Below are 23,690 nucleotides of genomic sequence, written 5' to 3' on the forward strand. Positions count from 1 at the left end.
GGGGCTGTTAAGGCTCCCGCGATTCAGAGGAGCGAGCCATGCAGACGATAATGACAATCGGTTTAGATATCGCCAAGTCGGTTTTCCAGGTTCACGGCGTTGACGCTGGCGGACAGGTGATTGTTCGCCGGCAGCTGAGGCGTCGCTATGTCCTGACGTTCTTTCAGAAGCTGTCGCCATGTCTGGTCGGTATCGAAGCCTGCGGCTCGGCGCACCACTGGTCGCGCGAACTCCAGGCACTGGGTCATACCGTGCGGTTGATGCCGCCGGCCTATGTGAAGCCGTACGTCAAGCGACAGAAGAATGACGCGACTGACGCAGAGGCCATTTGCGAGGCGGTCACCAGGGCCAACATGCGGTTCGTGCCGACCAAGACCGCCGAGCAGCAGAGCGGTCTGGTGCTGCACCGCGCCCGCCATTTGTTCGTCCGCCAGCAGACCTCGGTGATCAATGCAATCCGAGCCCATCTTGCCGAGTTCGGGGTCGTTGCGCCGGTCGGTCGTCACGGTGTCGAGGAACTGCTCGATGTTGTCACCGATCCGAACGACAAGCGAGTTCCGGACATAGCTCGTGCGTGTCTTTCAGCACTCGGGGATCAACTGCAAAGCATCAAGAAGCAGATACTGGAGTTCGACCGGCTGATCAGGGCTTGGCACCGAGCCAACGAGATGAGCATGAGGCTCGAGGCAGCCCCCGGCGTCGGTCCGGTACTGGCCACCGCTTTGGTCGCTGCCGTTGCTGATCCAAAGTCCTTTCGATCAGGGCGCAACTTCTCGGCCTGGATCGGTATGGTGCCGAAACAGCACTCCAGTGGAGGTAAGAACAGGCTAGGCAATATAAGCAAGCAAGGTGACCGCTATCTGCGCGGCCTGTTCGTGGCCGGCGCGCTTTCTGTCATCCGCTACGCCAAGGTCCATGGAACCAAACATCGGCCCTGGCTTACGGCGTTGTTGGCCAGGCGGCCGACTAAGGTTGCGGCTATCGCGCTCGCAAACAAGATCGCGCGGATGGTCTGGGCCATGATGGCCACGGGCGAGCGATACAAAGAACCCGTCGCGCTTGCGCGATAAACGAGATCGCGTCGGGCAACTGGCGTGATGTGAAGGTTGGGAGGGCGAACAGCACATAATGCAGAGCCGGTCGATCCGGCGATCAGGACAACCCACATGTGCCAAGGCATTCTTGAATGCGAGTTGTTGGTAGGGACCTGATCCGCGGAGGGCATTATGGCCAGCGGTCATATGAACCGCATCAAAAGGCCGAACACATGGCTGCAACGACCAATGCTGCAAAACCGTGAAGAAAGCTCTTGCCAAACCGGAGCCGTCCACACATGGCCGGTTCGGCAGGCGATGTCCGTTGTCGGAGGAGGAACGGAAGTCCCATTCTAGGATCGCGAGGGCAGCTTTTGACCCACAACAGACGTGGGATAACGACGCTTACTCACCTGCAAGCGTGCTGTTACCATTGCTATCCGGCATTGGCCAAACCCGCGCGGCCAGAATTCTGGCGCCTTCCACGACGGAAAGACGCGCGACCGCTAGGAGCGAAAACACTCATGTTCGCAGCCATGGCAATTTCTGCATTCTTGGTAACGGTCAACATTCTTGTCCACTACGAGGTGCTGCGGCTGATGTCGGCCTATGTCCCCAGTCTGCCAATAGCGGTTCGTCTCAAGGTGCTGGTCGTGGTGCTCGGCTGCTTTGTGGCACATACGATTGAGGTATGGCTGTATGCTGGGGCTTTCTTTGTCATTTACAAAGCTGGCTTCGGATCATTGCAGGGGCAGGTCGAAGAGCACTTCGCAGATTTTCTCTACTTCTCTGCGACATCGTATTCCACAATGGGGATTGGGGACGTTTATCCGGCTGGCGCACTCCGTCTGATTTCAGGTATCGAAGGAATCAACGGTCTATTTCTGATCGCGTGGTCTACCTCGTTCACCTACTTTGTGATGGACCGTCTTTGGCCTCTGCACCCTGAAACCTAAGGCGCGAGGTTGATTTCCCTTACTGGGCCGCCTTGAGTGTGCGGGCCAAGCAGAACGGGATAATATCCGTTCACCGGATGTGATCCAGTCAAACCCAAGTGCTGACCATTGGCGACATGGTCGGATTCGCTTTTCGTCGCGCTGAAACACAGACATAGCGCTTGGGGTGTGATATTTTCGGTGGGAACCGGTTCGCTTGGTGGGCATGAGACGTCGCGAGTTCATAACATTATTTGTTGGAGCCGCTGCCGCGTGTCCGCTCGCGGTCGAGCCGCTTCCGGCACAAACCCGAAAGGGCAAAATCGGATACGTGCACCCGGTTACGATCAGCCCAAGCCATGTGACATTCGCGATACTGCGCAAGGAATGGATGCGTTTAGGCTATGTCGAGGGCGAAACTGTCCTAGCGCGTTCCGCCGAGGGAAATCTGGTACGCCTGTCGGCGGTAATTAACGACCTCATCGAAAAGGATGTGGGCGTGCTGGTGGTGGTGGGGGCGGACGCGGTCCGCGTGGCCGCTGCAACTACTAAGACCATACCGATAGTTGCCATCGATATGGAGACCGACCCTGTTCAAACGGGCTTGGTAGCAAGCTTTGCCCGGCCTGGCGGCAATGTAACCGGCCTCTTCTTGGACCTGCCCTCGTTAGCTACCAAATGGATTGAACTGATGCGGGAGGCGATACCGGGCATTGAACGCATAGCGTTGGCTTGGCAGCCTTCAATGGGTCGTACCCAGCTAGACGTCGCCCTTGAGGCGGCCCGTGCGTTGGGCATCGAAGCTATTGTTCTGGAAACTTCGACTACGGATGACTTCGCAAAGAGCTTTTCAGTCCTTGCTGGACCCAAGCGGACCGGGATCATCCTGCTAACATTTCCGGGTTTTGTCACGGCCTCGGCCAGATATGCAACAGCCGCGCAATTGCACGGCCTTCCGACCATGACATTCCTTCGTTCCCCGACGAAGGATGGGATTTTGATGAGCTACGGGCCAAAGCAGGAGGAGTATTTCCCACGGGCCATTCAAATTGCAGATCGGATACTGCGCGGAGACCGCGTGGCTGATGTCCCAGTAGAGCGGCCTACCAAATTCGAGTTCGTTTTGAACCTCAAGACGGCGAAGGCACTCGGCATAAGCATGTCACCTTCGCTGCTCGTCCGCGCCGACGAGGTGATTGAATAGGATGGGCTATTTCCTGGTTTGGCTTAGCGGACGTTACACTGGGCTTCCCTGGGTTGGCCTGTGACCCGAAGGGGTCGTTTGATTTTGCTCTTCAAATAATTTGGCCCACAGTACTTCGGGATGACATGTCTCACAAACTAACGGGGTAATTAGATGAAGTTGCTGCTGGCGATGGCGATGGTCGTGGTCGCGGGGTCTGCGACCGCGCAGGAGTCAGTTCGCGTATTTCGTCTGGGAGTAATTGCTCCGAGCGAAACCTCGATTTCCCTCGTTAGGCAATACACCCTTCCCGAACTGGCCCGCCGAGGTTTCATTGAGGGGAAAAACCTTGCAGTTGAGGAGCGCTTCGGCACGCCTGAAAAGATGGCAGAATTAGCTCGTACCCTCGTACGCACCCGTCCCGACGTTGTAATCGCCGTTTCAGAAATCGCAATCCGCCCCATTCTAGAGGAGGATTCCACAGTTCCAGTCGTGATGTCATTTATCGGTAGCGACCCGGTAAAAGCGGGGCTAGCAACAAGTATCTCTCGGCCCGGTGGACGCGTCACTGGGCTTATGATGCTTTCTGACCAACTCGATGCAAAACGGCTCGAAATTTTGCAAGAAGCCGTTCCAACGACGAGGAGGATCGCCGTACTCAGGGGACGCCCGCCGCGACATGACCGAAATACGGAAGGTTTGTCCGACCGGGCGAAAAAGCTCGGGCTCGAATTGCATTACTTTTACGCTGATGACCCAACGGATTATCCCCCGGCTTTCGAGCGAATGCGCGCCGAGCGTGTCGAAGCGCTGTTAATTGCGTCCGCACCTGACTTCGCGCGGGATGCGGCCATCTTGTCAACCGCCGCAACTCGGATCGGCATTCCGACAATGTGCGAGTGGGACTATATGGCGCGTGAGGGCTGCTTGCTCAGTTACGGGCCAGTCAATGCCGAACTTCGTCGTCGAACGGCGGCCTTTGTTGCTCAAATACTTCGGGGCATCCCGGCGGGTGATCTACCGATTGAAGGACCGGTTGCCTTCGATTTTGTGATTAATTTGCGGACAGCGGATGCGCTCAATTTGAAGATGCCTCCCACCATTCTCGCTCGTGCGGACGAGGTCGTCGAATGAACGGTGCACGTCCCCGTTGGCAGTTATCGAACCTCGCCGCTGACGCGGACAATGTCCGTTCCCGGGGGGAAATGCGGACCTCGTCAACGCAGCGCTGAGGTCCGAGTTTGACCCGGGGCGGACATTTGGCCGCTTGGACCGGTACCGTAAAATCGCATACGCTCCCGCTGACAGCGTCGGAGGCGCGATCAGTGATGCATCGGCGGGGTTTCATTGCGCTTCTGGCTGGGATGTCTGTCCCATGGGCGTCCCCACTGTACGCGCAGCAGATTGCAAAACGGGCGCGTATCGGCGTTCTTGGTGCTGCCACGGACAACCCTGTTATGGGCCCCGCATATCGAGCTTTTGTCGAGGAGTTACGCAGGCTTGGCTTTGATGAAGGGCAAAATCTGATAGTAGAGCATCGTCCGACGGAGCAGAATCTGGCGGCTCTTTCTGCCGACGCCAAGGAACTGGTGAGCTTGAATGTTGATGCGCTTGTGGCGCTTGGAGCAGAGCCGTCGTTGAAAGCTTGCATCTCCGCCAGCCGAACAATTCCAATAGTGTTCGTAGCCAACAATTTTGATCCTATTGCTTTGGGTTATGTGACGAGCTTGGCCAAGCCCGGCGGCAACGTTACGGGCGTCTTTTTGCGGCAGACTGAATTGGCCGAGAAGCAGGTCGAGCTATTGACGGAAGCATTTCCAAACAGGAAGCGATTGGCGGTGTTCTGGGACGATATTTCGGCCAATCAGTTCAGCACAGCGGAGCGGCGTGCCAAACTACTGGGCCTGCAAATTCATTCCCTGAAGATGCAAAATCCGCCTTACGATTTCGAGGCTGCATTCCGATCCATTACAGACGCCGATCAGCAGACTTTGCTGGTCCTATCGAGCCCGTTTTTTGCTCGACAAAACGAGCGGTTGACGGAACTTGCGATGAGCCATCGCCTGCCCTCGATGTTCATCTTCCGGGCGTACACTGAGGCCGGTGGCCTGATGTCCTACGGGGCGGATAACATTGCCATGTATCGCCAAAGTGCCAGCCACGTTGCGAAGATCCTTCGCGGCGCTAATCCCGCCGACCTGCCGGTAGAACAGCCCACTAAGTTTGAATTCGCTGTCAATCTCAAGACCGCAAAGGCCTTGAATATCGAGCTGCCGACATCGATCCTACTGCGCGCTAACAATGTAACTGAGTGAGGCGGATGAAGTCTGGTGTGGGGACGTTTGAGGCATGCCAATGGCCTTTGAATTGAGGGCAAAGCCGACCTCCCGGTTGCAGGTCCGGACTTCCCAGTTTTCCCATGCGGACATTCGCTCGCTCCCAAAGTAATTCAACTCGGACCGGCTCTTTGGCACCTTCCAAGTGAGGGGGTTAGGCGGTTATATTGCCGCAACCTTGTCTTTGGGGACGTTGGATGCGACGGCGCGCGCACATCGGTCCTCAAAGGAGCGTTGTTCACCGGATGCACGGTCCGTCCCGCGAAGTCCATTCACCGGAAGCTGGTAAATTCTGATCAACAACCGTGAATTTGAGCCCCTCGGATTTGCATGCCAAAAAAGGGACTGCGACGATGCCATGCTTGCTGCCTTGGAGTCGCTGCTGAAAGCGGTGAGGTTTAGCTGAGCTTGGTGTCGGCTATGAAACCGTTAGTCAAAATTCGTGCGGTACCAACGTGGAATGGCTTTGCTTCACGCGCGTCGTCTGCGCGGGCGACCGGGCTCCGCGTTATTGCAGGGACTGCGAACGCCATGGTCGTTGGTACGCCCTTCCTCACACCTAAATAATATAAACGCTGTGATACCCGACCCGACTGCTACCCAGCTTGCGAACGCGGTTGAGTATACGAGCCGCGCGAAATCATCACCAAATTCACGGGTCGCGAGCCAACTTACCCAAAACGCAAATCCGGCTAGGAATGCGCTTGGAAAATGGACGTGCTGGATCAACGAGTATCGCGTCAACGCCTCAATCTCCATAGGCGTTCAAGGGACATCACCGTTCCCGGCTTCCTCAGAAGGCGCGCGTTTCGGACCTGACAGCCGCGCTTGACGACCTTCCGCGTGCGTCCGAACTTCTCAGTTTGACCGACCCAAAGCGGAAGTTCCGGACGTCTATCGCAGGCTCCGGAGCGGCGTCCGAATGGCTCGCTTCTCTTGCGTAGGCACAACGCTTCCAATTTCATTGCGATTTGACGAAGGCTTTACGAGGCGCAAAAAATGAAAAGCCCCATCGCAGCAGGGACAAAGATTGCCATAGCTATCAATTGTCCTTTTGCAAACGCCTGATAATCGAGGGGATCCACTGGAAAGAAACCAAGACAACAGTTCGCATAGAAGAACGGAAAATCATTACTACGGTCCTCGCGGAGCGCCGGGTCTGCTGACAAGGGCTTGTCTTCCATGACAGAGGTTTGAGACTGCCATTGTGATCTCTTGTCCATCGCAATACTCCTCAGGGCTCGGTTTATCGAAGCCCGCTCGCAAACCGGTACTCGACCTCTACTTCAATGGGCCCGCCGGCATCGCCGAGCTCGCAGCGGAGTTCCTCGCGCACGGCGCAGCGGACTGCCTCCGGCAGCGAGATAAATGCCTGCCCTGGCGACCCCGCGCCTCGCTGGATAGGCTCGAAGTACGTGGCAAAGGAAGGCAGCTTGAAAGTTCTGGTTTCTGTGGTGATCTCCACGTCGCGGAAATTTGCGCTCTCGAACAGCGATGCTAATTTCAGTTCATTACCAAGCGAAAATATGCGAGCGGCAGCCTCCGCCAACGACGGCACATAGCGCGCAATGGCGAGGTTGATGCGGGTATTGTAGGACCGTTCCGGCACGGTATTCACGGAAACAGCAGCCCGCCCGCCGGGCCGCAAGACGCGATGGAATTCGGCGAGACCGCGCGGCGGGTCAGGAAAGAACATCAGACCAAGACTGCACACCACCGCATCGAAGCTTGCATCGGGAAATGAAAGCGCCTGTCCGTCTTCCACGGCGACTGACGCGTTGTCGGATTGGCCGAGGCGCTCCCGCGCCTTCTCGGCCATGGCGGGCGAGAGGTCGGCGGCCGTAATGCGGCCCGTGGGGCCAATCACGTCTAGGGCGGCTTCGGCTACGAGCCCGGTGCCTGTGGCAATGTCCAGAACGTCCATTTCCGGCGCTAAACGAGCCGCTCGCAGCAAGGTGGGTGCAAAATGGGTCGTGACCTGTGCGAACATGCCGTCGTAGCCGGCGGCTGCTTGAGCCCGATAGTTCAATGCTTCCGTCATGAGTGCCTCGTGAGCAGGTTTTCGCAGGTAGCTTTGATCCCGGAACGCTATAAGATCGCTTCACCCGGGCCCTGAACGGAGGGTCCCGAAACCCTGAAAAGATGCTGAAATTGTCCTGAAGGAGCACCTCGGTACTTCGATGCAAGTCGCCAGCGGGAAAAGCTTCAGTTTCGGAAAGTTCATCCTCGACCTCAGGCGCGGATGCCTGCGCACCGATAATCGGGAAGTCGAATTACGACCCAAGAGCTTCGAAGTCCTGCGCTTTCTCGTGGAGAACGCCGGACGCCTCGTCCCCAAGGATGAAATCATTGAAACGGTCTGGCCGAATGTGACCGTGACGGACGAATCGCTGACACGGTGCATCAGCGACATCCGGCTCGCCCTTGAGGATGGCGATCAAACCGTCATCAGGACTGTGACCCGACGCGGGTACGTCTTTGAGGCCCCGGTTTCGACTGGGAAACCGGATCAAGTATCTGACGAAGGCGTCGCTCGCAGCCATGCCCGCAGCCCGTCCGGCGGAAAATCCCACGGAGGGCGCTTCTCTCTCGTCGTGCTGCCGTTCGTCAATCTGAGCGGCGGTCACACGGACGACCATCTTGCCGATGCGATCACCGATGGCCTGACGACCTTGCTGTCTCGAATTCGAGATGCCTTCGTCATCGCGCGCCGCATTGCTATGACCTACAAGGGTAAGGCCCTTGACGTCAGACAGATCGGCCAGGAGCTTGGCGTGCGCTACGTGCTCGAAGGCAGCGAACAGCATACCGGTTCGCTCGTGCGCGTCAGCGCTCAGTTGATCGATGTCGACACCGGCGCGCATTTGTGGGCCGAGCGCTTCGACGCCAGCTACGTCGATCCTTTGCAGGCGCAGGACGAGATTGTGACGCGTCTCGCCCGCGCCTTGCAAATCGAACTGACCGCGCTGGAGAGCGCCAGAACCTCACCCGGTGCGGTCGAACTTTGCAGTGCGGAGGATCTCGCTCTGGCAGCTGAGGCCAATTATCTCCGTTATGGGCCAAGCCGGCGCGAGTCCGAGCAAGGTTTCCAGCTTTGCGAGCGCGCACTTGCGATCGACCCGAACAACGTTCGCGCTCTCGGAATCCTGGCGGAACGAACAACGATGCGGGTCACCGGCATGCAGAGCGTCGATCGCGATGCCGACATCAGGTTAAGCGAAGAGCTGGTGAACCGTGCACTTGCCGCCGACCCGAATTCTTACCATGCGCATCATGCTAAGGCGCGCCTGCTCGTCGCGCAGGGCCGCGCCGAGGAAGCGCTGATCGAAGCCGAAAGGAGCCTGCGGCTGAATCCTGGCTTCATTCCCAGTTATCTTGTCCTGTGCCAGGCCAACCTCATGCTTGGCTTGCCCGCGAACGCCATTGAACACGCAAGAAAGGTTAAACGCCTGAGCCCGCCTGATCCTTATCTCTACGTATTTCACACTCAGGAGGGACTGGCGCATATCATGCTGAACGAAGACGATCTCGCGGTTGCCTGCCTTCGTCAGGCAGTGGCAAACAATCCGGAATTCCCGGCTGCGTCGGGGTACCTCGTTGCTGCCCTTGCGCTGACTGGAAACGAGAAGGAGGCCCGTGAGCAATTGGCGCGTTATCTCTCGCTGCCAGACGCGCGCATCAAGACCGTCGCGGGCTGGCGACGCATGGCTTACTCGCAACACCCGGGCTATTTGGCGCTTCGGGACCGTATCTACAGTGGCCTGCAAGAGGCCGGAATGCCAATGAGCTGATCATCCAATGTCCGTTAATGGGCACAAACATCAGTTTGCGCGGTGCAACGCCATTGTCCGAAGTTGGGGGTGAAGCCGACCTGCCGGTTGAAGGCCACCCACTTCTCACTTTGACCCAACTCGGACATTAGATCGCCGGTCGGCTCTGAAGCTGCTATAGCTCGGACCTCTCGGGGTCATGGCGCTCGGCGGCGCAAGCTACGAAATCCTCCTCAGCGCCGACACGGTGATCAATGAAACGATTTACCGCTACCATGTCCGTCCTTCTCGTTGTGCTGCTTGCCTTTGCGTCGGCCGCCACAGCTCAAGCCGTCCGGAGAGTGCCGCACGTAGGGATGCTCGCCAACTCGTGTGCACCGGGGCCGATTGGCAACGCTCTATCGGACGAGCTTCGCAAGCTCGGCTGGATCGAGGGTACGACCATCGTCATCGAGTGTAAGGAAGCGGGTGGTGGCTACGATCGGCTGCCGGCGCTCGCCGCCGATCTTGTGCGATCGAAACCTGATCTCATCGTCGCCTTCGCTCCTCCGGCCGCGCGCGCCGTTAAGGACGCGACCGCCGAGATACCAATCGTGATACTCTACGTCGCCGATCCGGTCGGCATGGGACTTGTGCAAAGCCTTGCTCGCCCTGGCGGAAACTTGACGGGTGTCGCCACAATGGTTCCTGGCGAATTTAACGGGAAGGTGCTTGGCATTCTTCGAGAGCTCTTGCCACAGGCGAAACGTTTGGCAGCTTTCATCAACCCCGCAAACGAGATCCATCAGCTGTTATTCCCAAGGGACGCGCCACCTTCGGCCGCCACTCTCGGTTTTGAGCTCGACTTTATCGAGGTGCGCGAAGCTGGGGAAATTCCTGCCGCAATCGCCACCGCAAAAGCCCACGGTGCGGAGGCTTTGTACGTAGTCGGTGACCCGATCCTTAATAACCCTCCGAACCGCGTGCCCGATCTTGCGTCGCAGGCAGGCATACCGTCGATCTACCTGTTCCAATACAATGTGCAGGCAGGCGGATTAATCTCTTATGGCCCTGACATGCTCGCCTTGGCTCGTCTTGGTGCTCACTATGTCAATCGAATTCTCAGGGGTGCCAAGCCGGCCGACCTTCCTATTGAGCAGCCCTCCAAATATCTGATGACCATTAATCTCAAGACCGCGAAATCACTTGGTATTGAAGTCCCGCCGTCGATTCTCGCCCGCGCCGACGAGGTGATCGAGTAAGGCTTGTCACTTCCGGTATTGGCACTTTGAGACATGCCGACCGACCCGGGAGATGTCTGTTGATGGGGGTAAACCGGAAGTCATCGGCAGAGGGCCAAAACGGCGCTTTTGACCTAACCCGGACCTTGCATCATAGGGATTTCCTGTGAACCTCTGCCGCCACTCCTAGACCTACCCATGGGGGCTCAACGGAGGGATTAGGTCATGGCTATTGTACAATTTACACGCTTCAAGAGCGACAAACCTGAGGACATGATCAAGACCGCCAAGCAAGCGAAGGCAATCTTCGAAAAGCACGGTGCTGAATTTCTTCGACTTTCCCGATTTCACACCGGTATGTGGGCCGGGGAGTTCCTTATCTCTACGCGCTATTCCAGTTGGGAAGTGTACGGAAAGGTACAGGAGGCATTGGCAAAGGACGAAGCATTCACAAAGCTGTACGCGCACACAGCTACCTTTGCCGAATTGACGGGCCGTAACATCGCGGTCAGCATCGATCTCTGAGGCTCCGCTGAGAGTTGCGGGCGTTGCTTTCGAGGTTCTGTGAGCCGCATCGGCCGCGGCGGTCCTGACCGGCAGCAATGTGCCGACGCCGCCAAGCGCAATCGTTTTGACCGCGTCGGTATTATGCTCGCCCCTTCGGCATCGACCGCCGTCGGCCGAGCGGAAAGGCGTTAGCGACCAGATCGCCCGCCAATCTAAGTCATGCTCCCTGGCATAAAGCACCGGATAGATATGTCTGGATAGAGGTTGTTGTAGACCGGCCAGACCATAGTGCGCCCGGCCTTGTTAGGCACTTTGATTACGGCATCGTCTGGCACATCGACCCAGATCATCTCTTTGGAGTTGGCGTTTTTCGGTAGTCGCACGCGGTAGTGGCCGTCCGCAGCTTCCCAGTCGGCGTCTTCGATGGCATGGCCGTCGGCGTACGAACAGCAGAGGCCCTTACCGCTCGCCAGATTCTCGAACCACTCGTGGAGCGGTGAATTCCTATAGCGACCCTCGAGATCGCGTCCCGGCGCCGGCGACATCATCATCGCGATAGCCGCACTAACAGCGATTCGCGAGATCCCGCACTCGATCAGCGCTACGCAATACCGCCCCATGATGCCTCCGGGCGAACGGTTACCGCTTGTGAGTAGGTATGTTTCGGCTACTGGAGGTTCACAAATTAGGGGTGAGGCCAAACGTCGCGAAATGCCCGAGAAATTGTTCTGCGCCTGGCACATTTCAGACGTATCGGCTGCCGCGCGGAGTCAGCGGAATGATGCCGAGCTAGAGTTCACGCTTACTCGCCCGCACCGACGAGGTGTTCGAGTAAACCACTACATCATTTGAACGTCGTTTGTTGCGGTGCATGAGCCCGCCTATGGCGGCACTGAACGGACCTGAGCGTGTGGCCTGCCGAAGTCTGCTTCTGGGGGTAAAACGGACCTGACGCATCGGCGGGCCGAGGTCCGTTGGCACTTTTCGGACATCGGATTGCGGGTGCGTGATGTCGGTTGTGGGGGGCGAAGCGGACATCGAAGCGGCCGGTCGCCACTTCCGATTTTGACCGATTGTGTTGAAAAACGCGACTGTTGAAGCCGAAGGAGATCGCTGATTCATTTCCCCTTAGTGGGTGGAGATTTGAATCGATGATGGGTCCTCGGCAGGTCGATCAGGCGGCACTGTTTTACGAGTTCTCACTTGAGCGACATGTTCCAACCGGCCATTTGCTGAGGTCGATTGATCGCTTTGTCGATTTGTCAGAGGTTCGAGGCCATCTGGCGCCTTTTTATAGCTCGACGGGCCGGCCTTCGATTGATCCCGAACTGCTCGTGTCGATGCCAGCCTGATTGCCGCCGATGCCAACAAGCAGCGCTCTGCTGCCGGGTCTGACGATGTCGACTGGGAGGCCGTCGCCAGGACGCGCCGATCCGTCCGGGAATATCTCGATACCCTGGATGAGGCTGCCTGGGGCGCAGCCAGCGAGACGGTACCGAAGTTCATCTCCAGGTCGGATCCGGCCGCGCAATGGACCGGCGCTCACAAAGGGCATGCCTTCTTTGCCTACGCCGACAACTACCTGATCGACCTGAAGGCCGCGATTATCGTCGATGTCGAGGCGACGCGAGCTATCCGGCAGGCCGAGGTCGGTGCGGCACGCACAATGATTGAGCGCACCGAAGATCGCTTCGGGCTCTGTCCCGAGCGCTTGGCCGCCGACAGTGCTTACGGCTCAGCCGAGATGCTGGGGTGGCTGGTTAAAGAGCACGGGATTGAGCCGCACATTCCGGTGTTCGACAAGTCGGCCCGGGACGATGGGACGTTCTCCCGCGAAGACTTCGCCTACGATCAGGAACACGATCTCTACGTCTGTCCAGCCGGCAAGGTACTGAGCTCTACCGGAACTCTGGTGAATGATGGGGCAACACTGCTCTACCGCGCCAGCAAATATGACTGCGATGCTTGCGAACTGAAGCCGCGGTGTTGTCCGAAAATGCCTGCCCGCAAGGTCCCGCGTTCAATCCACGAACAGGCCCGAGACGTTGCGCGCGACATCGCGAAGACCGATGCCTATGTCAGGTCGCGCCGTGAGCGGAAGAAGATCGAAATGCTGTTCGCGCATCTGAAGCGCATCCTGCGCCTCGATCGGCTCAGGCTGAGAGGTCCATTTGGTGCTCAGGACGAGTTCCTGCTGGCTGCCACCGCCCAGAACCTCCGAAAACTGGCAAAGCTGATCCCGCTGCGTGGCCCAATGCCGGCCTGAGAGCAAACAAACTCACGTGCGCCCTAATTCCTTGCAACATCCCAAACATTTGGGACGCCGACTTCTTCAACACAATCCCCTCAGGAGCGGACATCATCGGGCCGCCTCGGCAGGTTCGGAAAGTGCATCAACAGCGGAAGAGGCTCAGGTTTTAGATTAACCCGTCGGCGTGGGCGGACAAGGTTCCGATCAAAAGCTTGCACCAGGAATAAAGCAAAACACGACATCCCCGAGGCCAAGCTTCAAAGCCCAGGGCCAGGTAACCCGCCGGCTACAGAGGTGGCTACGGCCGTCAGGACTCTCGCGATCATGCTCGATTTTCGCCGACGGAACGACGGTCCAATAGCCGTCACCGCCGACTTTGCGGGCAACCCAATTACCGTCTTCAACCCTAGATTCTGCTGGCGAACAGTCTTGGTTGTCGCAACATGGCACGGTGCGATTGTCTGGCATCATCCAGGTGGAATAAAACCGCTCATGGATGGCCTGATCTCGCGGTGGATGGTGATGTTGCTGCGCTATGGCGGAGTTGGCAGCGAGAATGAGGCTGCTCGCGGCCACACCAGCAGCCGCACGCGTAGCAAAGGTGGTGAAATCCTTGCGGCGCATGGCGGGCCTACTAAGAACACGCGCAATCCGATGCCCGGAACCTTAACACTTTGCGAGAGCAAGGCCACCCCACACATCAATAATCGACCGGCGCGTCCATATGCGAAGCCTGTTGTGGATCAAAAGCTGCCCTGACCACCCGGAATTCCAACTTCCGCTTTACCCCAGAAAGTGGACTCAACTCGGACATCGCGCCATGTCCGAAAAGTGCCCAACAACAGACCAAGCTGCCTCGATGGTTTCTACGCAGGACGTGGCCATTCAACCCCCGCTATTTTTGTGCGAACACCTCCAAGAGGAACGCCTTCACGTCCTCATGCGCCTTCTTCATCGCTGCTTCGTTGTAGCCTGCCGTCGGGCCTTTGCGCACGCACGGGTCTTGCGGTGTGAGGGGCTGCTTCGAGACGGCGTTCAAGATGGCTCCATTCTCGCCCTCTTCGAGCGAGCAGTTGATGACCGAGTTGCCATCGGAAACCTTGACCTCGGCAGGGAGGAACGGCGCGTCGAACGCATGATGTGCGTCCGCGTACTCGATGAGGCTCACCTTCCGTCCGGCTTTCTGTAGCCGCGCCGCATACTCGCGGCACTTGCTGATCGGCACCCAATCGTCGGCGACCCCGTGCAGCATGAGAAGTGGCTTCGTCAGACCCTCGTCACCGCGAAATCTGGTAATGCAGATACCGTAGACAGAAATGTATGCCGCGTACTGGAGATCCGGCGAGCCATATTGCTTTTGGAAGCGTTCGGTATTGCCGTAGAGGGCAGCATGACTGCCGTGCGAAAATCCCATCAGGACGATCCGAGTTGGATCGACGCCCGGATGCTTCGCGAGAACCTGCAGCGCGCGGTACGCATCTATAGTCCGCGGGATCGGGGCAACCGTTCCGAACGGAATGCGCACGTCAGCAGGCGAAAAAGCGCCGCGTCCGGTGAAACTGTCCACCGTGAACGTACCATACCCGGCCGTGTTCAGAACGGATGCCCACACTTCGACATAGTTTTTGGATCCGCCGATGCCGCTCCCACCGTGCAGCAGCACAACTACAGGAAGTTTCGCACCGATTTTCGGGAGACGGAGCGCCCCAGCAACCGTAACAATCCTGCCCTTTTGCCCAGTTAGGAATTCCGCCTCGGTCATGTCCTCAATCGGTATCGGAATGAAGTCCTGCCGAGCAAACTGAGCATGCGCCATTGGCATACAGAGCATCAAGCCAGCAATGATAGTGCCCGCGTTCCTCCACATTGTTGCCTCCCGCCAACCAACATTGCGGACCTTATCATGCGCTAGTGGAACCCTCCACGCAAAACGATGATGCTGCGTCGCGAAAGGCTTACTGCGCCAAAGTCCGAGTCGGGTCAAAAAGCGTCGGCTTGGCCGTCGGGCGACTACTTCCGGTTTACCCCCGGGAACGGACATCGCCGAACGAGCCCGGCATGTCGAAAACGTGCCACAAGCAAACATCGTCCAACTAGCTCGCAGGTCCAGGCTGGAGGCGGCTGTCAATCTCCGACCGCAGCAAGGTGAAGTCGATGGGCTTAGTCAGCAGTCCAGTCGCGCCGCCCTCTAGCGCCTTTCGTTTGGTTTCAGGATCGCCGTAGGCGGTGATCATGATAATTGGCACCTCGGGCCGCATTTCCCTGACCTTTGGCAGCATCTCAAGTCCGGTCATGCCTGGCATGTTGATGTCCGAGAGAATCAATATCAGGGTTTGCTCGATGGGGTCGGCGATTCGCGTCAGCGCATCCGCTGCTGAAATGGCAAAGTCCATGACGAAGCGCTGTGCACGCAGGTCGCGCCGAAACTGTTGGCGGAACAACGGCTCGACGTCAGGCTCGTCGTCGACCACAAGAACCAGAACGCTCACGGCTTGCCTCGATCCGTGCCTGAAACATTACTCTTTCTCGGCAGCACGATGGTGAACTCTGTGAACTGCCCAGATTCGGTCGCGACCTCAATCCTACCGCCGTGTTGCTTGACAATGATGTCGTGTGTCATCGAAAGACCGAGGCCGGTTCCTTCGCCGGCTGGCTTGGTCGTGAAGAACGGGTTGAACATCTTTTGCTGCACCTCCAACGGGATACCGCTGCCGTTGTCGCGGATACGGATCTCCACGGTACTGCCGAGGTTTTTCGTTGTGGCCCGGAGGATTGGTTCAAAACCGGGTTCCTTGCCATCCAACTTGCGCTTGGTCGCAGCATAGACAGCGTTCGAGATCAGATTGAGGAAGGCGCGGCTGATCTCTTGCGGAAACGCGTCGATTATGCCCGCGTCTGCATCGAAGTCGCGCTGCAGGGTAATATTGAACTCGCCTCTTTCCGCGCGCGCGCCGTGATAGGCGAGATTGAGGCTCTCATCGAGAAGCGAATTGATATCCGCGGCACGATGCTCGCCGGAGCCTTCACGCGAATGCAGCAGCATGTTCTTTACAATGGAGTCAGCGCGCTTGCCGTGTTGCACGACCTTTTCAAGATTGCTCTTCAGCGTCTGCATCAACTCGTCGAGCACCTCGCGCTTCTTCGGATCGAGCGGGACATCCGACAGCACATCGTTAACCTCTTCGATCAACTCGCCAGACAGGGCCGAGAAATTATTGACGAAATTGAGCGGGTTCTTGATCTCGTGTGCGATCCCGGCGGTGAGCTGGCCGAGTGAGGCGAGCTTCTCCGTCTGGATCAGGCGATCCTGCGCCGTGCGGAGTTCGTCGAGGGATTTTGAGAGGTCGTCGGTGCGCTGGCGCAATTCCTTCAGCAGCCGCGCGTTCTCGATGGCAATCACCGCCTGTTTGGCGAAATTGCTCAGGAGTTCGATCTGTTTGTCGCTGAACAGCTGCACCTCGTTGCGAAAGATCGTTATCGCACCGATCACTTCGTCGTCGCGAAGCATCGGCACGATGGCGACCGTACGGGCGCCTGCGAGTTCGACCAATTCAACCGTCCGGGCGTAGCGCTCGAGATAGCCCTCGGTTGTTCGCAAGTCGGCCCAGTGGACTACCTGCTTGGTGCTGATTGCCCTGGCCAACGGACTCTGCGGATGCGGCACAAAAACATGGTCGCTCCGAGCCGCGGCATATTCGTCGGGCACGTTGTATTGCGCGGCCGGCCGCATTCCACCGTTCTCACTCAAATTCATCGACCCGAATTCTGCGCCGCAGACCCGAATTGCATTCTCCAGCATCTTGTCGAACACGGGTGCCAGATCGCCCGGCGACGAACTGATGACCTGAAGCACGTCGGCGGTGGCTGTTTGTTGTTGCAGGGATTCTTCCAGGTCGCGCGTCTTGGCCTGCACTTCCTCGAACAGGCGGACGTTGCCGATCGCGATCACGGCCTGATCGGCAAAGGTTTGCAGCAGGGCGATTTGCTTGTCGCCGAATGGCTGCACTTCGGTGCGGCGAAGTACGATCGCGCCGATGCTCTCCCCGTCAATAAGCATTGGGACCGCCAATACGCTGCGACCTCCGTATCGGAGCGCCATTTCGCGTGCGAGGGGGAATTCCGCACCTTCAAGGGTGATGTCATGGACATGCACCGGTAACCCGTCAGCAATCGATCGCCCAGATAAGGTGCTGCGATCAGTCGGCCATTTCGTTCGATTCAGCGGTACCTCGCCGTGATGCGCTCCAACCCACAACTCGTCGCCTTGCTTTAAGACAAGTACGGCATCATAGGCTTCACAAAGTTCGCAAGCACTCTCAACAATCGCGTTGAGCACCGGTCCGACATCGGTCGGAGTGGACGCGATCACCTTGAGGATGTTGGCGCTACCGGTCTGATAGGTCAGGGCCTCCGTGAGGTCGCGCGTCTTTGCCTGCACCTCGTCGAATAGGCGGACGTTCTCTACCGCTATCACGGCTTGGTCGGCGAAGGTTTGGACTAGATCGACTTCGCGCGGCGAGAATTGTCCCGTTCGCTTGCGGGCCAGGGCAAAGACACCAATTCCACGTCCCTCGCGCATCAAAGGGACAAACAGAATGGACCTGAAACCCAGAGCTTCGCTGAACCTCTTGAGAAGGCCGATCTCTGTCTCGTTTGCAACGTCAGCAATATTGCGGATTGCGCCTGCACGAATGGTCCGACCAACATAGGTTGAGCTGTCGTTCTGTAGCGGCGTTCGTCGGAGAAAATCGACCTGTTCCGGATCAGCGTCGGCGACGCCGCGCGCGACAAGAACATCACCTTCGCGAAGGTAGAGTGCGCCAATCTCTGCTTTGCACAATTCGGCAGCCGAATGTGTTAGCGTGTTCATGACCGAACCTAAGTCAAACGCCGAGCGGCTGATAACCTTGAGCACGTCGGCGGTAGCGGTCTGCTGCTGCAAGGATTCCGACAGATCGCGGGTCTTTGCCTGCACCTCGTCGAACAGGCGGACGTTCTCGATGGCGATCACCGCCTGGTCGGCGAAGGTCCGGATCAGGTCGATCTGCGTCGGCGTAAAAGGGTCAACTCGAGTTCTGCTCAGCGTGATCGCGCCTATTGGCCGACCGTCGCGCACCAGCGGAACGCTTAGTACGGTGCGAACACCTCCCAAAACTAGAGCTGCCGTTTCTGGATAGTCCGGGTCGGCACTGACATCCGCAACGTGAACGACTGCGCATTGTCGCAGCGCGCGCGACGCAATGGTGCCAGCTTTCAGGTCAACCGCGGAGTTTTTCATCTCCGCAACTGCTTCCTTCGAAAAGCCGTGCAAAGCCGCCCTGACATACGTCTGCCCTTGTTGATGGACTAGGGTTGCCCGTTCTGCGGTGCAAAGCAAAGCAGCTGACTCGATCAGGGTGTCGAGAATGTTCTGAAGATCGAATGCCGAGCGGCTGATGACCTTGAGTACGTCGGCGGTGGCGGTCTGCTGCTGCAGAGCCTCTGTGAGGTCGTTGGTCCGTGCTTGCACCTCTTCGAATAAGCGCACGTTCTGGATGGCGATAACTGCCTGATCCGCAAATGTCCTGAGCAGTTGCACATGGTTTGCCGCAAAATGTCCCGTTTCTTTACGGGTTACGCTGATCAGCCCGATCGTGCCATTGTTCCCAACAAGAGGAACTATGAGAAGGCTTCGATAACCCCGAGCACGGCCCAGCATGGTCAACCCAGCCTGCGCGCCGAGCTCGGATTCGCTGTCTGCGATCTCCACTACCTCGCCGTCTCGCGCCAACTCGAAGAGCGGGTAAGTTGACAAAGGTCTTGGAAAAGCCGCCTGCAGTGCGCCATCAGCATCAGGGTTCACGGGCGTAAAGGCGGATAGTTCGACAACGTTGTCTACAAACCTGGCAACAGCCGTGGAATGGCCAGCCAGAAGTCGGTTCGATCGATCAGCGATGGCTTGAAAAACAGGCCCCAGATCAGTTGGTGACGACGCAATGACTTTGAGCACGTCGGCGGTGGCGGTCTGCCGTTCCAGTGCTTCCCTGGTCTCGTTGAACAGGCGCACATTCTCGATGGCGATCACGGCTTGGTCGGCGAAGGTCTGCAGCAACTCGACCTGATGCGCGGCAAACGGACCGGGGTTCGTTCGGGTGACCGCGATGACACCGATCTGTGTCTTGTTGCTCATCAACGGCGCGAGCAGCCTGCTGCGAAAACCGCGGGCGCGCGCCAGATTCTTCAGGCGGTCGTCACGGCTGGTTTCGGTGTCAGCCTCCTGGGACACCTCGCCGTCCTTCGCCAGATCGAAATAGGGCAGTTCCGCGACCGGGCGCGGGAATGAGGCCCTTAGAGCCTCATCCGCAGTCGGACTGACCGGGGTGTACGACGCCAGATGAACGATGCCGTCGACAAGGCGAAATACCCCGGCCGAGAAGCCGCCGATCAGCCGATTGGCGCTCGCTACAATGGCGTCGAACACCGGCTGCACGTCGTTCGGTGAGCTGGCAATCACCTTCAATATCTCGGCCGTCACCGCCTGCTGCTCGCGGGCTTCCTTTAGGTCCTTGCTCGGACCGGAGACTGGACGACGCTTAACTCGAGTGGCCGCTGGCGCAATGCGGGGCTTGGTCTTGGTGGTCTTGCGGCCCTTTGCTGGGCTTGCGTTGCGGGCTTTCGCCTCGCTTATCTTGCCGCCCGTTCTTGATGGCCGCGCCATATCCGCCCCCAGGGTCAAGAAGGCCATCTTAACGGGCTAAACCGTCCTTCAGGAAGGGGCGGATTGGGCTGTGTCGCTGGTCGCCCGGCTAGCCCAGCTGACGTCCGCTAATAGGATGGACCGGCCGTGCTCCCGCCCCGAACCGGACATCACTGAGCCGACGCGGCGAGCGACAAATCGCCCCAACCCGCCTGGGAATGACTAGGCTAATGTTGGTTCAGGGGGCTTGGGACCGTCAGCATCCAAGACCGCTCTTGGGAGGCATCCGATGGTCGAACTTGCCCCATTCCTTAGAGATCTGGGGTTGTCTCAATATACCGGGACGTTCGCCGACAACGACATCGATGGCGCAGCGCTGCTCGAGCTAGAAGAGGCTCATCTCAAAGAACTCGGGCTCTCGCTAGGCCATCGCGTTCGCCTGATGAAGGCCATCGTCGAATTGCGCATGGCGAATGGCACGCCGGCGCCGGTCGTCGGCGATGCAGGCAAGATCGCCATGCCTCCAGCCGAAGTCCGCGGCGCAGCGAGCCAATCGTCAACCGATGGCGAGCGCCGGCAGCTCACAGTAATGTTCGCCGATCTCGTCGGCTCGACTGAACTCACTGCCCGTGCCGATCCTGAAGACGTCCGCGACGTCATGCGCGCCTATCAGGACGCCTGTGCCGGGTCCATCGCGCGCTACGACGGCTACCTGGCGAAGTATTTGGGCGACGGCGTGCTTGCTTACTTCGGCTATCCTCATGCACACGAGGACGCAGCGGAGCGCGCGGTGCGTGCGGCGCGCGACATCGTCCAGGCCATTGGTCGATTGGCGCCCGTTAGCGGCCATAGGCTGTCGGTGCGGGTCGGCATCGCAACAGGAATGGTCGTGGTCGGCGCGGTCTCCGCGCCGGACGGAGCTTCCGAGCTTTCTGCCATTGGCGACACTCCGAACCTGGCCGCAAGGTTGCAGGGGCTGGCCGAGCCCAACACTGTGGTGATCGCGGACAGTACACGCGCACTGACGCGTGGCGCTTTCCGCTATGTCGATCTCGGTGACCACAAGCTGAAGGGCATTTCCGAACCCGCGCGTGTTTGGCAGGTGGCAGGCGATATTGCTGCCTCCCGCTTTGAGGCGGCACACGTAACGGGGCTCGGCCGCTTCGTCGGGCGCGAGTCGGAAGTGGCGCTGCTGAACAGTCGCTGGGAACAGGCGCTAAGCGGCGAAGGGCAAGCCGTGCTGCTGTGCGGCGAGGCCGGCATTGGCAAGTCTCGTATCGCCGAGCAGCTGCGCCAGCGCCTGGAGGGGGTCGACCACACCTGGATCCGCTACCAGTGTTCTCCATTCCATGTCAGTAGCGCCCTGCAGCCGGTCATTTCCCAGCTCGAATACGCCGCCGGCCTGAACGTGGACGACGATGCCACTATCCGCTTGGCCAAGCTCGAAGCTCTGCTCGCGCCCTTGACCCGGAACAGGGAAGAGGTGGTGCCGTTGCTGGCAACCCTGCTCGGCATTCCGCTCGGCAGCGGCCATGTCATGCCCAATGTTACTTCTGACGTGCTCAAGCGGCGCACGCTCGAAGCGCTCGCCGGCCAGCTCGTGGCGCTGGCGCGGATCAAGCCGGTCTATTGGCTGGTCGAGGACGTTCACTGGATTGATCCCACGACGCGCGAGCTCATCGGCCTGTGTCTCGATCGCGTTCGGGACCTGCCGGTCTTCGCGCTAATAACTTTCCGTCCGGAGTTCGTCCCTCCCTGGGGGCATTTGCCACACGTGACAGGGCTCACACTCAACCGGCTCGCGCGACGGCAATCCACCGAGCTGATTGACAGCTTGTGCGCTGGCAAGCGGCTGCCGGCAGATGTCGTTGAGCAGATCGTAACCAAGACGGATGGCATTCCGCTGTTCATTGAGGAACTGACCAAGACAGTGCTAGAATCAGGTCTGCTGATCGAACGTGACGGAAGTTACGCCCATACCGGCCCAATGCCGCCGATGGCGATTCCCAGTACCCTTCAAGATTCGTTGATGGCGCGGCTCGAGCGTCTGTCGCCAGTCAAGGAAGTTGCGCAGATAGGCTCAGCGATCGGCCGCGAATTTTCCTACGATCTGCTCGCTGCCGTGTCCGAGTTGCGCGACAACGAGCTGAAGGAAGCGTTGGGACAATTGGCCAACGCCGAACTCGTTTATGTTCGGGGAGAGCCGCCCGATGCCACCTACGTTTTTAAGCATGCGCTGGTTCAGGACGCCGCCTATGCCAGCCTTTTGCGGGCGCGACGTCAGCAAATCCACTCCCGAATTGCGCAGGTTCTGCCGGAGAAATTTCCGGATCTGACGGCGCGGCAGCCCGAAACGATTGCGTTCCATTGCGAGGCGGCTGGACTGGAGACACCAGCCAAGGAGTATTGGACCCGTGCTGGCCGGCTGGCTCTGGCAAACGCGACCTACGCCGAGGCAACAAATCATTTCGCCAAGGCATTGGCGCTGGTGGCAAAGGAGGCGCCTTCGGAAGCGAGGATACGCGAGGAAACCGGCCTTTTGCTGGACCGTGGCATCGCGATGGTGGCACTGCAGGGTCCATCATCGACTGAACACGCCCAGATAGCGACCGACGCGCTTACAGTTAGCGCGCCGTTAGGCGACGATCCGCTGCAATTCCGCGCCCGGTGGGCCGATTGGATGGTCCATTCGGTGGGCGGAAAACTGCCCGAAGCCGCCGCGCGCGCTGATGTGCTGGTGGGGATGGCCAACCGGATCGGAGCCGAGGATTTACAATTGCAGGCTCACCATGCGCGCTGGACCACGGCGGTGGCGCGCGGTCATGTCTTAATTGCCAGAGAAGCCATAGAACATGGGCTTGCGCGGTACAATCTGGGCCAACATCGCGACCACTGGTCGATGTATGGCGCTCATGATCCTGGCGTTTGTGCCTGTAGCAGTGGCGCTATCACTTTTTGGCAGGCCGGTTTGGCTGAACGCGCTCAAAATCTCTGCGTGCGGGCGATTGGCCTCGGCACCGAACTCGGCCATCCATTGAGCATGGCGAACGCGCACATGATGGGCACCTTCTTCGCCATGATGGTCGAGGACGATGCGGCTGCCGATTCAAACACTCAAGCCATGGCTGCGGTGGCCGCCGAAGCCAACTTGGGTTGGCCTGCTCGCCTCGGTCGCTTTCAGGCCGGGTGGGTGATTGCGCGACAGGGTCAAATCGGGCGCGGCACTGACCAAATGGAAGCGAGCTTTCGCACTCTCCAAGAAAGGAAAGAGCGGCTTTATCTGACTTTCCTGGGCACTTTGGTGGCTCGCACCAAGCTTGAGATGGGCCGTACCGAAGAGGCGCTGAATTTCCTCGAGGAACTGCAGATACTATCGGTCGAAACCCATCAGCAGATGTTTGTTCCCGATCTCCACCGCCTCCGCGCCGAGGCGCTGCATCGGCTGGACCCAAAAAGCCCCCGTATCGAGGAAGAGTATCGAGTTGCGCTGCAGCTAGCGCGAGAGCAGGGCGCGCTAGCGCTGGAACTTCGCGCTGCCGGCGGATTGGCAACCCGCTTGGCCGAGTGCGGCCGTACAAGCGAAGGGGCGGCCCTCCTGCGTCCGGTGTTCGACCGCTTCACCGAGGGCTTGGCGACGCCGGATTTGCGGGCGGCCAAGGCGCTCCTTGATGCTTTGGATCAGACCTCCTGACGGACGGGCTTCCGCGACGTTTGTGACAGTCTAAACGCTGACATTTGCGGAAGCGAGTGCATGTCGGCTTTGGGTCTTGGCCGTGTA

General features: G+C 58.7%; 16 protein-coding genes and 1 pseudogene. 11 read left to right on the forward strand and 6 right to left on the reverse strand.

Annotation, left to right across the window (positions count from 1 at the left end; genetic code table 11):
- Positions 1-38 precede the first annotated feature (38 nt).
- From ABIE49_RS18895 to ABIE49_RS18915, 5 genes are all read left to right on the forward strand, one after another.
- Positions 39-1,070, forward strand: coding sequence for an IS110 family RNA-guided transposase (locus tag ABIE49_RS18895; RefSeq protein WP_192735620.1), 1,032 nt, complete (start codon positions 39-41; stop codon positions 1,068-1,070).
- A 488-nt stretch (positions 1,071-1,558) separates the two neighbouring features.
- Positions 1,559-1,990 carry an ion channel gene (locus ABIE49_RS18900; RefSeq protein WP_192735621.1) on the forward strand — a complete coding sequence of 144 codons (432 nt, stop codon included), beginning with the start codon at positions 1,559-1,561 and terminating at the stop codon, positions 1,988-1,990.
- Between the two features lie 205 nt (positions 1,991-2,195).
- The gene (locus ABIE49_RS18905) at positions 2,196-3,173 is read left to right on the forward strand and encodes an ABC transporter substrate-binding protein (RefSeq protein ID WP_210337220.1); all 978 of its coding nucleotides are present in this window, start codon (positions 2,196-2,198) and stop codon (positions 3,171-3,173) included.
- A gap of 153 nt (positions 3,174-3,326) precedes the next feature.
- Positions 3,327-4,286, forward strand: a complete 960-nt coding sequence (locus ABIE49_RS18910) for an ABC transporter substrate-binding protein (RefSeq protein ID WP_192735623.1) — start codon at positions 3,327-3,329, stop codon at positions 4,284-4,286.
- Positions 4,287-4,480: 194 nt separating this feature from the next.
- Positions 4,481-5,467: an ABC transporter substrate-binding protein gene (locus ABIE49_RS18915; RefSeq protein WP_192735624.1), complete on the forward strand. Its 987-nt coding sequence runs from the start codon at positions 4,481-4,483 to the stop codon at positions 5,465-5,467.
- A 1,004-nt stretch (positions 5,468-6,471) separates the two neighbouring features.
- Here the strand turns inward: ABIE49_RS18915 and ABIE49_RS18920 are convergent.
- Together ABIE49_RS18920 and ABIE49_RS18925 are read right to left on the reverse strand one after the other, a co-directional pair.
- Complete coding sequence (locus tag ABIE49_RS18920) at positions 6,472-6,711, reverse strand: hypothetical protein (RefSeq protein WP_192735625.1); 240 nt, start codon at positions 6,709-6,711, stop codon at positions 6,472-6,474.
- A 23-nt stretch (positions 6,712-6,734) separates the two neighbouring features.
- A complete protein-coding gene (locus ABIE49_RS18925) occupies positions 6,735-7,529 on the reverse strand; it encodes a class I SAM-dependent methyltransferase (protein WP_192735626.1) in 795 nt (264 codons plus the stop codon).
- 139 nt (positions 7,530-7,668) lie between these two features.
- Between ABIE49_RS18925 and ABIE49_RS18930 the strand changes: the two genes are divergently transcribed.
- The 3 genes from ABIE49_RS18930 (at position 7,669) to ABIE49_RS18940 (ending at position 11,003) form a co-directional block, all read left to right on the forward strand.
- Positions 7,669-9,279, forward strand: coding sequence for a winged helix-turn-helix domain-containing tetratricopeptide repeat protein (locus ABIE49_RS18930; protein WP_192735627.1), 1,611 nt, complete (start codon positions 7,669-7,671; stop codon positions 9,277-9,279).
- 233 nt (positions 9,280-9,512) lie between these two features.
- Positions 9,513-10,499 (forward strand): ABC transporter substrate-binding protein, encoded by a 987-nt coding sequence (locus ABIE49_RS18935; RefSeq protein ID WP_192735628.1) that lies wholly within the window; start codon positions 9,513-9,515, stop codon positions 10,497-10,499.
- A gap of 204 nt (positions 10,500-10,703) precedes the next feature.
- Positions 10,704-11,003 carry a hypothetical protein gene (locus ABIE49_RS18940; protein WP_192735629.1) on the forward strand — a complete coding sequence of 100 codons (300 nt, stop codon included), beginning with the start codon at positions 10,704-10,706 and terminating at the stop codon, positions 11,001-11,003.
- A 194-nt stretch (positions 11,004-11,197) separates the two neighbouring features.
- On the opposite strand, the gene ABIE49_RS18945 is transcribed toward ABIE49_RS18940, so the two are convergent.
- A complete protein-coding gene (locus tag ABIE49_RS18945) occupies positions 11,198-11,605 on the reverse strand; it encodes a hypothetical protein (protein WP_192735630.1) in 408 nt (135 codons plus the stop codon).
- Positions 11,606-12,136: 531 nt separating this feature from the next.
- Between ABIE49_RS18945 and ABIE49_RS18950 the strand changes: the two are divergent.
- A pseudogene (locus ABIE49_RS18950) lies at positions 12,137-13,251 on the forward strand (transposase).
- Between the two features lie 309 nt (positions 13,252-13,560).
- Positions 13,561-13,995, forward strand: a complete 435-nt coding sequence (locus ABIE49_RS18955; protein WP_192735631.1) for a hypothetical protein — start codon at positions 13,561-13,563, stop codon at positions 13,993-13,995.
- 136 nt (positions 13,996-14,131) lie between these two features.
- On the opposite strand, the gene ABIE49_RS18960 is transcribed toward ABIE49_RS18955, so the two are convergent.
- The 3 genes from ABIE49_RS18960 to ABIE49_RS18970 all read right to left on the reverse strand — a co-directional run bounded on the left by ABIE49_RS18960 (position 14,132) and on the right by ABIE49_RS18970 (position 19,951).
- Entirely contained in the window at positions 14,132-15,103 is a 972-nt protein-coding gene (locus tag ABIE49_RS18960) for a dienelactone hydrolase family protein (RefSeq protein ID WP_192735632.1), read from the reverse strand.
- A 226-nt stretch (positions 15,104-15,329) separates the two neighbouring features.
- On the reverse strand, positions 15,330-15,725 hold the full coding sequence (locus ABIE49_RS18965; protein WP_192735633.1) for a response regulator: 396 nt from the start codon (positions 15,723-15,725) through the stop codon (positions 15,330-15,332).
- Complete coding sequence (locus ABIE49_RS18970) at positions 15,722-19,951, reverse strand: GAF domain-containing protein (RefSeq protein WP_192735634.1); 4,230 nt, start codon at positions 19,949-19,951, stop codon at positions 15,722-15,724. Before ABIE49_RS18970 ends, ABIE49_RS18965 begins: the two co-directional genes overlap by 4 nt.
- Before the next feature lie 250 nt (positions 19,952-20,201).
- Here ABIE49_RS18970 and ABIE49_RS18975 point away from each other — a divergent pair, with 250 nt between their 5' ends.
- Positions 20,202-23,603: an adenylate/guanylate cyclase domain-containing protein gene (locus ABIE49_RS18975; RefSeq protein ID WP_192735635.1), complete on the forward strand. Its 3,402-nt coding sequence runs from the start codon at positions 20,202-20,204 to the stop codon at positions 23,601-23,603.
- Positions 23,604-23,690 lie beyond the last annotated feature (87 nt).

The organism is Bradyrhizobium sp. OAE829 (genome assembly GCF_040546575.1).
Taxonomy (GTDB): domain Bacteria; phylum Pseudomonadota; class Alphaproteobacteria; order Rhizobiales; family Xanthobacteraceae; genus Bradyrhizobium.